At 73.7% G+C, this 12,156-nt stretch carries 9 protein-coding genes; 7 read left to right on the forward strand and 2 right to left on the reverse strand.

Annotated features, from left to right (window positions below):
• The first annotated feature begins 56 nt into the window (after window positions 1-56).
• The 7 genes from AB0G84_RS04595 (at window position 57) to AB0G84_RS04625 (ending at window position 9,885) form a co-directional block, all read left to right on the forward strand.
• The gene (locus AB0G84_RS04595) at window positions 57-863 is read left to right on the forward strand and encodes an HlyD family efflux transporter periplasmic adaptor subunit (RefSeq protein ID WP_361315434.1); all 807 of its coding nucleotides are present in this window, start codon (window positions 57-59) and stop codon (window positions 861-863) included.
• On the forward strand, window positions 860-3,148 hold the full coding sequence (locus AB0G84_RS04600) for an NHLP family bacteriocin export ABC transporter peptidase/permease/ATPase subunit (RefSeq protein ID WP_361315436.1): 2,289 nt from the start codon (window positions 860-862) through the stop codon (window positions 3,146-3,148). Before AB0G84_RS04595 ends, AB0G84_RS04600 begins: the two co-directional genes overlap by 4 nt.
• Window positions 3,149-3,158: 10 nt before the next feature.
• Window positions 3,159-6,044: an NHLP bacteriocin export ABC transporter permease/ATPase subunit gene (locus tag AB0G84_RS04605; RefSeq protein ID WP_361316785.1), complete on the forward strand. Its 2,886-nt coding sequence runs from the start codon at window positions 3,159-3,161 to the stop codon at window positions 6,042-6,044.
• A 172-nt stretch (window positions 6,045-6,216) separates the two neighbouring features.
• The gene (locus AB0G84_RS04610) at window positions 6,217-6,675 is read left to right on the forward strand and encodes a cyclic nucleotide-binding domain-containing protein (RefSeq protein ID WP_361315438.1); all 459 of its coding nucleotides are present in this window, start codon (window positions 6,217-6,219) and stop codon (window positions 6,673-6,675) included.
• A 263-nt stretch (window positions 6,676-6,938) separates the two neighbouring features.
• Entirely contained in the window at window positions 6,939-8,015 is a 1,077-nt protein-coding gene (locus AB0G84_RS04615; protein ID WP_361315441.1) for an ABC transporter substrate-binding protein, read from the forward strand.
• Between the two features lie 5 nt (window positions 8,016-8,020).
• Complete coding sequence (locus AB0G84_RS04620; protein ID WP_361315444.1) at window positions 8,021-9,097, forward strand: iron ABC transporter permease; 1,077 nt, start codon at window positions 8,021-8,023, stop codon at window positions 9,095-9,097.
• Window positions 9,094-9,885 (forward strand): ABC transporter ATP-binding protein, encoded by a 792-nt coding sequence (locus tag AB0G84_RS04625; protein WP_361315446.1) that lies wholly within the window; start codon window positions 9,094-9,096, stop codon window positions 9,883-9,885. The genes AB0G84_RS04620 and AB0G84_RS04625 overlap by 4 nt, the downstream gene beginning before the upstream one ends.
• Window positions 9,886-9,887: 2 nt before the next feature.
• On the opposite strand, the gene AB0G84_RS04630 is transcribed toward AB0G84_RS04625, so the two are convergent.
• On the reverse strand, window positions 9,888-10,838 hold the full coding sequence (locus AB0G84_RS04630; RefSeq protein WP_361316787.1) for an isocyanide synthase family protein: 951 nt from the start codon (window positions 10,836-10,838) through the stop codon (window positions 9,888-9,890).
• Window positions 10,835-12,100, reverse strand: coding sequence for a cytochrome P450 (locus AB0G84_RS04635; protein ID WP_361315449.1), 1,266 nt, complete (start codon window positions 12,098-12,100; stop codon window positions 10,835-10,837). Before AB0G84_RS04635 ends, AB0G84_RS04630 begins: the two co-directional genes overlap by 4 nt.
• Window positions 12,101-12,156 lie beyond the last annotated feature (56 nt).

Consider the following 12,156-nt stretch of genomic DNA (forward strand, 5'->3'; position numbering starts at 1 on the left):
CGGGGCACCCGGCCGCCACCCGTGGGACAGTCCATCGCAGTTGAGGGAAGAGTGTCGTGCAGTTCCGCCAACAGGCCCTTTCCAAGCTGCAGTCGCCCGAGGAGATCGACCTTCCGGTGCGCCTCGCCCGCCCCCAGGGCTGGCTGGTGCTGACCGTGACGGTCCTCGTCGTGATCGCCGCCGCCTTCTGGGCGGTGACCGGCACCGTCTCCTCCACCCTCACCGCGTCCGGCATCCTCACCCACGGCCAGGGCAGCTACATCCTGCAGAGCCCCGTGGCCGGCCAGGTCACCGCGGTCCTCGCCGCAGAGGGCAAGCCGGTGGCCGCCAACACCCCGGTACTGAAGGTCCGTACCCCCCGCGGCACCGTCGTCGTCCGCAGCCTCGCCGCCGGCCGACTGACCAGCATGGTCGCCTCCATCGGCGCGGTCGTCACGACCGGCGCCGACATCGCCTCCGTCGAGCGCGTCGCGCACTCCGGCGACCCCCTGACGGCGACCCTCTACGTACCGGCCGACCGCGCTGCCACCGTGCCCGTCGGCGCCTCGGTCGACCTCACCGTCCAGTCCGTGCCGAGCCAACAGTACGGCGTACTGCGCGGCCGGGTCAGGGCCGTCGGCCGGACCGCCCAGACCCGCCAGCGCATCGGCGCCTACCTGGGCAGCAGTCAGCTCGGTGAGCAGTTCTCGAAGGCCGGACCGCCCGTCGCGGTCCTGGTGCAGCTCGACGCCGCCCCGCACAGCAGGTCCGGCTACACCTGGTCGACCTCCGACGGCCCGCCCTTCACCCTCGACTCCATGACGCTGGCCAGCGGCGCCGTCCACCTGGCCGCGCAGCACCCGATCGATTGGCTGCTGCCGTGACCGCACCGAACGACACCGCGGCCCCGCAGGCACCGCTGCCCCCGGCGGGCCGCGGCCGGCACCGCCCCGAGCCCGCCCCCGGCGCCCGCCGCCGCACCCGGCGGGAGGAGCCCGCCCCCAAGGCCGCGAAGACCAGGACCGTCCGCACCCCCACCGTGCTCCAGATGGAGGCCGTGGAGTGCGGTGCCGCCTCCCTGGCCATGGTGCTGGCCCACTACGGACGCCATGTGCCGCTGGAGGAGCTGCGGATCGCCTGCGGCGTCTCCCGGGACGGCTCGCGCGCCAGCAACCTGCTCAAGGCCGCCCGTAGTTACGGCCTCACGGCCAAGGGCATGCAGATGGAGCCGGCCGCGCTCGCCGAGGTGCAGGCCCCGGCCATCCTCTTCTGGGAGTTCAACCACTACGTCGTCTACGACGGCGCGGGCCGCAAGCTCGGCCGCAAGGGCGTCCACATCAACGACCCCGACAAGGGCCGCCGGTTCGTGCCGATGGAGGACTTCGACACCAGCTTCACCGGTGTCGCCCTGGTCTTCGAGCCGTCCGAGTCCTTCCGCAAGGGCGGCCGCAAGCCCGGCGTCCTCGGCGCGCTCCCCGCCCGGCTGCGCGGCACCACCGGCACCCTGCTGGCCGCCCTGCTCGCCAGCCTGCTGCTGGTCGCCGTCGGCGCCGCGGTGCCCGCGCTCAGCCGTACGTACATCGACATGTTCCTGATCGGCAACCAGACCTCACTGCTGGGGCCGCTCTTTGCGTCGATGGCCGCGCTGGTCGGGCTGACCGCCGTCCTGACCTGGCTGCAGCAGGCGAACCTGCTGCGCGGCCGGATCATCTCCTCGACCCTGACCAGCGCCCGCTTCCTGCGCCACCTGCTCAGACTCCCGGTCACCTTCTTCGCCCAACGCAGCCCGGCCGACCTGGTCCAGCGGCTGCAGTCCAACGACGCGGTCGCCGAAACCCTCGCCCGCGACCTCGCCGCCGCCGGTGTGGACGGCATCGTCGTCGTCCTCTACGCCGTCCTGCTGTGGAGCTACGACCCCCAACTGACCGTCATCGGCGTGGGCATCGCGCTGCTCAACGTCGTGGCGATGCGGATCGTGGTCCGGCTGCGGGCCACCCACACCGCCAAGCTCCGGGCCGACACCGCCCGGCTCACCAACACCTCCTACACCGGCCTCCAGCTCATCGAGACGATGAAGGCCACCGGCGGGGAGAACGGTTACTTCCGCCGCTGGGCCGGCCAGCACGCCACCACCCTGGAGGTCCAGCAGCGGCTCGGCGTGCCCAGCTCCTGGCTGGCCGTCGTCGCACCCACCCTGGCCACCCTCAACAGCGCGCTGATCCTGTGGATCGGCGGCCTGCGGGCGATCGAGGGCCATATCTCCATCGGTCTGCTGGTCGCCTTCCAGGCGCTGGTGACCCGCTTCACCGCCCCGATCACCCGGCTGAACGGGGTCGCCGGGCGGATCCAGGACTTCGCCGCCGACGTGGCCCGGCTCAAGGACGTCGAGTCCTTCCCCGCCGACACCCTCTACGCCCGGCCCGGCTCGGACGCCGACACCCGCCGGCTCACCGGCCATGTGACGCTTGAGGACATCACCTTCGGCTACAGCCCGCTGGACAAGCCGCTGCTCACCGGCTTCTCCCTGGCCGTCGGCCCCGGCCGGCAGGTCGCCCTGGTCGGCGGCTCCGGCAGCGGCAAGTCCACCGTCTCCCGGCTGATCTCCGGCCTCTACAGCCCCTGGGAAGGCACCATCCGCATCGACGGACAGCGCCTGGAGGACCTCTCGCGCAGCGCGCTGGCCGCCTCGGTCTCCTTCGTCGACCAGGACATCTTCCTGTTCGAGGGCACCGTCCGCGACAACGTGGCGCTGTGGGACCCCTCGGTGCCGGACGACGCGGTGATCACCGCCCTGAAGGACGCCGCCCTCTACGACGACGTCATCGCCCGCCGCCCGGACGGCATCTACAGCCGGGTCGAGCAGGACGGCCGCAACTTCTCCGGCGGCCAGCGGCAGCGGCTGGAGATCGCCCGCGCCCTGGTCCGGCGCCCCAGCATCCTGGTCCTCGACGAGGTCACCAGCGCCCTGGACGCCCAGACAGAACAGACCATCATGGACAACCTGCGGCGCCGCGGCTGCGCCTGCGTCGTCATCGCCCACCGGCTGAGCACCGTCCGCGACAGCGACGAGATCGTGGTCCTCGACCACGGCGTGGTCGTCGAACGAGGCCGGCACGAGGACCTGGTCGCCGCCGGGGGCGCCTACGCCGAGCTGGTCAAGGAGCACTGAGGTGTCAGCCATCCCCCCGTCCGCGGTCGCCGGACCGGGCGAGACCGACGCGGTCACGCACGCCCTGGGCGGCCTCGGCGCGCCCGTCGACTGCACCGGGCTGCGCAGCGTCCCCCTGGAAGGGCCGCACGTCCTGTGGCTGGTCACCGGCGGTGCGCTCGACCTGTTCGCGGTCGACGCCGCCGCCGAGGGCCACTGGCACTTCCTGGGCCGGCTCGAGGCCGGCACCCTGCTGCTCGGCCCGGTCCAGGGCCCCCAGCACACCCTGCTCGGCCGCCCCGCGCAGGACTGCCGGCTGCATCGGATCCCGCTGCGCGAACTGCCCCGGTACGACTACGGCGACCAGGGCGGGTTCACCGACACCGGGTCGTACGGCTTCGTCGGCGACCACGGCCACGACCCCGCGTACGGCGGCCAGGGCGAGGCGCCCTCCCCCCTGGAGCACGCCTTCGCGCTGGGCACCGCCCGCGGCCTGGGCGTGCTGTTCGAGGCCCCGCTGGACGGCCGGCCCGGCGATGACGCGGTCGCCGACGACGACATCCTGTGGATGCCGGTGCCGCCCGGCAGTGTGCAGTACGGCGCCTCCTACAGCGCGGAGGCCGCCGCCGACCTGCTGGTGGACCCCGACCTGTGGCAGCGGATGGTCAATCAGCAGTACCGGCTGCTGTCCGCCGTCGACCGCTGGATCGAGCAGCTGGAGCGCGCCCACGAGGACCGTACGGCCGCCGGCATCAAGGCCGGCGAGGCCGTCCGCGAACGGGCCGACCAGGCGCTGCTGGCCTCCATCGGCCGCCAGGACCGCGCCGGCCGGGGCGGCGAGGGGGCCGACCGGGCCGGCGCCGACATCACCTACGCGGTCTGCCGCGCGGTCGCCGGGGCGGCCGGGATCACCCTCACCGACCCGCCCAGGGGCGGCGCGGTCAACGACCGCCTCACCCCCGTCGAGCAGATCGCGGTCAGCTCGCGGATCCGCACCCGCGCGGTCAAGTTGACCGGCTCCTGGTGGGCGACGAACGCCGGCCCCCTGGTCGGGCACCGCGCCAAGTCCGGTGCCCCGGTCGCGCTGCTGTGGCGCCGCGGGCGCTACGAGGCGGTCAACCCGGCCTCCGGGCTGCGGATCCGGATCGGCAAGGACAACGCCGACGAGTTCGAGCCGCGGGCCGTCATGTTCTACCGCCCGCTGCCGGAGCGGCCCATGACGATGTGGCGGCTGATGCTCTTCAGCCTCCGCGGCAGCCGGGCGGACCTGCGCAATCTGGCGCTGAGCGGACTGGTGACGGTCGGGATCGGCGCGCTGGTCCCGCTCGCCACCGGCAAGGTGCTGGGCGTCTACGTACCCGCCGCCGAGCGCAGCCTGATCGTCCAGGTGTCGCTGGCCGTCATCGTCACCAGCGTGGTCTCCGCCGCGTTCATGCTGCTGCAGAACCTCACCGTGCTGCGGATGGAGGGCCGGATCGAGAGCGTGCTGCAGCCTGCGGTCTGGGACCGGCTGCTCCGGCTGCCGACGAAGTTCTTCACCGAACGCTCCACCGGCGAGCTGGCCGGCGCCGCGATGGGCATCAGCACCATCCGGCGGGTGCTGTCCGGGATCGGCCCGGTCGCCGTGCAGTCGACCACCGTCGGCGCGATGAACCTGGTCCTGCTGCTCGTCTACAGCGTGCCGCTGGCGCTCGCCGCGGTCGGGATGCTCCTCGTCATCGGGGTGGTCTTCCTCGCCCTGGGCCTGTGGGAGGTGCGCTGGCAGCGCCGGCTGATCACCCTCACCAACAAGCTCAACAACCAGGCGTTCCAGACCCTGCGCGGGCTGCCGAAGCTGCGGGTCGCCGCCGCCGAGAGCTTCGCCTACGCGGCCTGGGCCCGGGAGTTCGCCCGCTCCCGCGAGCTGCAGCAGAAGGCCGGCCGGATCAAGAACCTCACCACCGTCCTCAACGCGGTCTACCTGCCGCTCTGCTCGCTCACCATGTTCATGTTGCTGGCCGGTCCGGCCCGCGGCAGCATGTCGGCCGGCTCCTTCCTCACCTTCAACACCGCGGTGACCATGCTGCTGACCTCGGTCACCCAGATCACCGGCGCCGCCGTCGCGGCCGCCGCCGCACTGCCGATGTTCGAGCAGATCAAGCCGGTGCTGGAGGAGGCACCGGAGGTACGCGGCGGCAGCTCCCAGCCCGGCACCCTTACCGGTGGCATGGAGGCCAAGAAGCTCTCCTTCCGCTACACCGACGACGGCCCCCTCGTCCTCGACGACGTCTCCTTCCGGGTGCGGCCCGGTGAGTTCGTCGCCGTCGTCGGCCCCAGCGGCTGCGGCAAGTCCACCCTGCTGCGGCTGCTGATCGGCTTCGACCGGCCCACCTCGGGCAGCGTGCTCTACGACGGCCAGGACCTCGGCGCCCTGGACCAGGCCGCGGTGCGCCGCCAGTGCGGGGTGGTGCTGCAGAACGCCCAGCCGCTGACCGGCTCCATCCTGGACTGCATCTGCGGCGCCGAGTCCTTCAGCCAGGAGGAGGCCTGGGCGGCGGCCGAGATGGCCGGTCTGGCCGAGGACATCAAGCGAATGCCGATGGGTCTGCACACCATGATCGCCGGCGGGGGCGCCATCTCCGGCGGCCAGCGGCAGCGCCTGATGATCGCCCAGGCCCTGATCCGCCGCCCCCGGATCCTCTTCTTCGACGAGGCCACCAGCGCCCTGGACAACGAGACCCAGCGGATCGTCATCGACAGCACCCGCAAGCTCAGCGCCAGCCGGCTGGTGATCGCCCACCGGCTGTCCACGGTCATGGACGCCGACCGCGTGATCGTCATGGAGGAGGGCCGGATCGTCGAACAGGGCGCACCGGCCGAACTGCTCGCCGACACCGGCGGCCGGCTGCACGACCTGGTGCGGCGCCAGATGACCTGACTTCACCGGCCGCTGCCCCGACCCCGGCACCGGCCGGGGTAGCGACCCCGGTACAGGCCGGGCCCCGGGCCGGTCCCGGCCGCCCGGGGACACCGCCACCCGGTCGAGCCGTTCCCGCCATCCCCGTCACCCACCGCATATCTTGCAAAGCAGTCAGCGGACGGAGAATGAGATGGCACAGGCCAGAGACCTGTTCGAGGCAATGCCGCCCGACCGGCGCCGGCGGCTGACCGACCTCGCCCAGGAGGTCTCCCTGCCGCGCGCCACCCGCCTCTTCGAGGAGGGGCACCGGGCCGACCGGTTCTGGATCATCCGCAGCGGCCGGGTGGCGCTGGACCAGCGCGTCCCCGGCCGACAGGCGGCGGTGGTGGAGACCCTCGGCCGCGGTGAACTGCTGGGCTGGTCCTGGCTGTTCCCGCCCTACCTGTGGCACTTCGGCGCGCAGACCCTCGGCCCGGTGGAAGCGGTGGAGTTCGACGCCACCGTGGTCCGCGCGCTGTGCGAGTCCGACGCGGTGCTCGGCCGGGCGATGTACCGCTATGTCGCCGAGACGGTCGCCGACCGGCTGCACGGCACCCGCACCCGGCTGCTCGACCTCTACGGCCCCCAGGGCAGCGGCCTCGACCCGTGAGGCCCGCCGCTCGGTGGTGACCGGTGACAGCCGGGTCTGTGCCGCAGCACGCTGCATCCGCCCCGGGCCCGCCCGACAACCGCGCCCATGACCGACCTCGCTCGTAGGTTCGCGCCCCAAAGCCCGTGCCCGAAAGCCGCCGTCCCGAAAAGCCGCCGCCGTCCCGGAACCGTCCCCCCGGCCCGGCCGACTACCTGTGCCGGGTCGCGACGGCGGCCCGCGGGCCGGGGAGCCGGCCGGCGAAGGCGAGGGAGAAGAGCACCATGCGTCCTGGGAAGTTGTGCGGTCTTGCGGTGGTCGTCGCGGTGGCCACCACGGCGTGCGGCGGCGGAGGGGGCGGCGGTACCGGCGAGGACTCCAGTGCCTCCGGGCGCGGCGGCTCCGGGTTCCCCGTACGGGTCACCGACTGCAAGGGCGCCCCCACCACTTTCTCGTCCCCGCCGCGCAAGATCGTCACCAGCAACGCCGCCGCCCTGGAGATGCTGCTCCGCCTGGGCGCCGGCGACCGCGTCATCGGCACCGGGTTCCCGCCCGGCAAGGGCGCCCTGCCCGGTGAACTGGGTGCGCAGGCACAGCGGGTGCCGGTGCTGGGCAAGCACATCATCCCCAAGGAGAAGCTGCTCGGATCCGGCGCCGACCTCTACATCGACACCTTCGCCGCGATGGGCGCCATGGGCGGAGCGGGCGACGCCCCGACCCCCGAGGAGTTCCGGGCGGCCGGGATCAAGCACCTCTATCTGGCCTCCACGGCCTGCGCCCCGATGGCCGCCGCGCCGCAGCGCGACCTGTCCGGGGTGGAGCGCGACATCGAGCGGCTGGGCGCGGTGACCGGCACCGCGCCGCGCGCCAAGGAGCTCGTCGCCGGGATGCGTGCGAAGACCGCCGCGGTGCACAAGGCCGTCGGCGCGGTCCCGGAGAAGCAGCGGCCGACGTACTTCCTCTTCGACTACGACGCCGGCACCAAGCAGCCGATGGCCGTCTGCCGCAAGCAGGTCGCCAACGCGGTGATCACCCAGGCCGGGGCGCGGAACGTGTTCGACGGCTGCGACGGTGACTTCAAGCCCGTCTCCTGGGAGGACGTGGTCGCCAAGGACCCCGACTGGATCCAGCTCGCGGTGCGCAACCGGGGCGACGCCGCGGCCACCGACCAGGCCTTCGACCAGGCCGCGGCGTTCCTGCGGGACTTCCCCGCCACCAAGGGGCTGACGGCCGTCCGCAAGGGGCACTTCCTGCGGATCGGCTCCGAGCGCACCACCATCGCCGGGGTCCGCAACGCCGACACGGTCGAGGAGATCGCGCACACCGTCCACCCGGACCGGTTCCCGGCGGCGCACCGGTGACGCCGGTGAAGGAGGCGGCACACCCCGTCGCGGAGGCGGGCGGACGGACCGGACCGCGCACCCCGCGGGCCGGACTGCTCGCCCTGGCCCTCGGCGTCGGCCTGGCCGTGGCGCTGACCGCCGCCGTCGCCCTCGGCCCGACCGACCTCGCCCCCGGGCACGTCTGGTCGGTGGTGCTCCATCGGCTCGGCGGGGCCCCGCCCCGGCCCGGCACCGACGACCTGATCGTGTGGCAACTCCGTGTGCCGCGCGCCCTGTTGGCAGCGCTCGTGGGCGCCGGGCTGGGCCTGGTCGGCACCACCACCCAGGCACTGGTGCGCAACCCGCTGGCGGACCCGTACCTGCTGGGCATCTCCAACGGTGCCTCGCTCGGCGCGGTCGCCGCGATCGTGCTGGGCGCCGGCGCCGGGGGCGCGCTGGGACTGGGGCTGTCGGCCGCCGCCTTCGCCGGGGCGCTCGGCGCGTTCGCGCTGGTGTGGTGCATGGCCCGGCGCGGCGGGGGGTTCTCGCCGCTGCGGCTGGTGCTGGCCGGGGTGGGCATCGGGCAGTTCCTCTCCGGCTTCACCAGCTACCTGGTGCTCCAGGCCGGCGATGAACAGCAGACCCACAGCGTGCTGTTCTGGCTGATGGGCAGCCTCAGCGGAGCCACCTGGAGCGTGCTGGGGCTGCCGGCGCTGGCCGTCGCCGGCGGGCTGCTCCTCCTCCAGGCGCGCGCCCGCGCCATGAACGCGCTGACCATGGGCGACGAAACGGCGGCCGGGGTGGGCGTGGACGTCACCCGGCTGCGCCGGGAACTGTTCGCCGTCACCAGCCTGCTGACCGGCGTCCTGGTCGCGGTCGCCGGGGCCATCGCCTTCGTCGGCCTGATGGTGCCGCACCTGTGCCGGCTGGTCATCGGCGGCGACCACCGCCGGCTGCTGCCGCTGTCCGCGCTCACCGGGGCGCTGCTGCTGGTGGTGGTGGACGTGGTGTGCCGTACGGCCATGGACACCCAGGAGCTCCCGGTCGGCGTGGTGACGGCGATGATCGGGGCACCCGCCCTGCTGTACGTCCTCGACCGGCGGATGGCGGTGGGCCGGTGAACGTCGACATCGAGCAGCTGGACGTCGGCTACGCCGGCCGCAACGTCGTCGCCGGGGTGCGGCTGATGGCCGCTGCGGGCGAGATCGCCGGGCTCGTCGGCCCCAACGGCAGCGGCAAGTCCACCGTCCTGCGCACCGTCTACCGCCATCTGCGGCCCACCGCCGGGCGGGTGCTGCTCGACGGGACCGACCTGCGCGACCTCACCCCCGGGCAGACCGCGCGGCGGGTGGCCGCGCTACCGCAGGAGCGCGGCAGCGACTTCGAGCTGACCGTGCACGAGGTGGTGGCGATGGGCCGCACCCCGTACAAGCGGGCGTTCGCCGGCGAGGACCGGGCCGACCGGGAGGCCGTCGCGGACGCCCTGGCCGCCGTCGGCCTGGCCGGCCAGGGCGCCCGCCGGTTCTCCGCGCTGTCCGGCGGCGAACGCCAACGGGCGCTGCTGGCCCGGGCGTTCGCCCAGGACCCGGACGTCCTGGTGCTGGACGAACCCACCAACCACCTCGACGTACGGCATCAGGTCGAGCTGCTCACCCTGCTGCGCGCCCAGCGCCGCACCACGCTGATCTCGCTGCACGACCTGAACGCCGCGGCCTCCCTGTGCGACCGGTTGCATGTGCTGCACGCCGGCCGGCTGGTGGCGTCCGGGCCGCCGCGCGAGGTGCTGACGCCACAGCTGCTGGCCGAGGTCTTCGGGGTGCGCGCCGCGGTGACCGACCATCCGCTCACCGGCGACCCCCTGATCGCCTTCGACCACCGGGAGGCCCTGCCCGCCGCCGTGGACGGCTGACCTCACCCCACCACGAAGTGGCTCGGCCGGCCCTCCCGCAGCACCGGCCGGCCGAGCCGCTCGGCATCCGCCCTGCGCATCAACTCCCGCCGACCGTCGGCGTGTTCGACCACGCAGGAGTGCCACGGCGTCACCCACACATCGGGGGCGTCCAACAGCCGGATGCCGAACTTCGCCGAGCCCCGCGGCTGCGGATGGATCGACAGCCGGAAGGCCCCCGGGTGGTGCGCGGCGACCAGTTCGCCCCAGGCGGTGCTGCGCTGCATCACGCCGTACGCCCGCCGCCGGCAGTCCCGTTGCAGCGCCGAGCGGGTGCCCGCGAAGGACGCGGTGTCCTCGAAGAGGAACCGGGTGATGCCCTGGTACAGCCGGCGGGTCGGCTCGTCGCACCGCGTCTGCGCCCGCAGGCTCTCCAGGGACGGGGCGTGCTCCGCGGCGACCAGCGCCCGCTTGGCGTCGTGCGAGAGCTCCGCGCCGTACACCTCGCGCAGGTCGAACACGTCCAGCCGGGTCAGCCCCTCGGCACGGATCAGCGCGCGCAGTGCATCGGCGTAGGCGTCGATGGCGGGGTCAGGCACCCCGATCAGGTCGCTGAAGACGTGCCCGTCCGAGCAGATGACCACCCGGGCGCCGGGCGGGTGGACGGCGGCGACCCGGGCGCACAGCGCGTCCAGGAAGCGCAGCGCCAGCCGTTCCCCCTCGTCGGGCAGGTGCCCGAGGACCTTGGCAGGATTGGGCGACTTGCAGGGGAAGCCGGGCAGGGTGAACCGGATCGGCTCACCGGCCGCCACCGGGCCCGCGAGCTGCCGCAGCTGCGCGGGGAAGTCCTCCGGGCGCTCCTGGTGGGCGGCGTCCAAGGTGCGCCGGTACGGCAGCAGCGTCGCGAGCACCTGGGCGCAGACGTCCTGCTGGGTGGGTGACAGGCCCGGGCGCGGCCGGGCCGGGCTGGTCAGCACGCGGCGACCGGCCCGTGCGTCACCGGGCAGCCACCACGCCGCCCGTAGTCGACCGGCAGCCGGTCCACCCCGCGCGCCAACACCGCGGGGATCCACCGGAGTTCCTCGTCCGGGGCGGCCGGCTTGAGGTCCGGCAGCCGGCGCAGCAGGGTCCCCAGGGCGATCTGGAGTTCGATCCGGGCGAGCGCCGCGCCCGGGCAGAAGTGGATGCCGTGCCCGAAGGCGAGGTGCGGGTTGGGGGAGCGGTCGAAGTCCAGGGCGTCCGCGTCGGCGAACCGCTCCGGATCGCGGTTGGCCGCGCACAGCGACACGATCACCGAGTCGCCGGCCGGGATCCGGGTCCCGTGCAGCTCGCTGCCCTCGGCGAAGAACCGCCAGGTCGTCAGCTCGAAGGCGCTGTCGTACCGCAGGAGTTCCTCCACCGCACGGGGCAGCAGCTCCGGGTCGGCGGCCAGCTCCGCGAGCCGCTCCGGGTGGCGCAGCAGGGCCACCAGGGCGGTGGTGATCTGGTTGGTGACCGGCTCCTGGCCCGCGACCAGCAGCTGGAAGACCATCGAGTCCAGCTCCTCCGGCCCGAGCCGGCCGTCGTCCCGCGCGGCCACCAGCCGGGACAGCAGGTCGTCGCCCGGCTGCCGGCGCTTGGCGGCGACCAGGTCCGCGATGTACCGCTGCAGCCCGCGCAGCCGCGCCTCGTACACCGGCCGGCCGGGATCCTCCGGCCCCACGGGCTGCACCACCTTGCCCCAGTCCCGGTCGAAGCGGGCGGCGAACTCCTCCGGGAGACCGATGACATCGGCCAGCACCTGGAAGGGGAAGTGCGCGGCGAACGCCTCGACGAGGTCCACCCGGCCGCCCTCCGGCAGCGCGTCGAGCAGTGCGTCGGCCCGCTCCTGGAAGCGGGGCCGCAGCGCCGCCACCCGCTGCGGGGCGAAGGCATCGGTGATCAGCCGGCGCATCTCGGTGTGCCGGGGCGGGTCCTGGTGCAGCAGGTGCACCTGGAGCTGGGAGTGCTGCGGCTCGGGCATGATCGAGGCGCGGGCCCGCCAGGCGGCGTTGCCGCGCGAGTGGTGCTTGCCCAGCCGGGGGTCGGTCAGGGCCTGCTGTGCGGCTTCGTACCCGGTGACGAGCCAGGCGCACACCCCGCTGGGGAAGCGCACCCGGTGGACCGGACCGCGCGCCCGCAACTCGGCATACAGGGGATAGGGATCGCGGGTGTACTCCGCCCCGTACAGCTCGACGGGATCGGGCCATGCGGACATGCATCCTCCTCAACAGTGCTGGTCTACGACGAACCGCACCCGAACGGCACGGCGTT

It is taken from the genome of Streptomyces sp. NPDC020742, from assembly GCF_040641675.1.
GTDB lineage: Bacteria > Actinomycetota > Actinomycetes > Streptomycetales > Streptomycetaceae > Streptomyces.

Excerpts from the sequence above, each read along its gene's own strand:
- AB0G84_RS04635 (WP_361315449.1), bottom strand. The coding sequence starts at position 12,100 with ATGTCCGCATGGCCCGATCCCGTCGAGCTGTACGGGGCGGAGTACACC.
- AB0G84_RS04610 (WP_361315438.1), top strand. The coding sequence starts at position 6,217 with ATGGCACAGGCCAGAGACCTGTTCGAGGCAATGCCGCCCGACCGGCGC.
- AB0G84_RS04615 (WP_361315441.1), top strand. The coding sequence starts at position 6,939 with ATGCGTCCTGGGAAGTTGTGCGGTCTTGCGGTGGTCGTCGCGGTGGCC.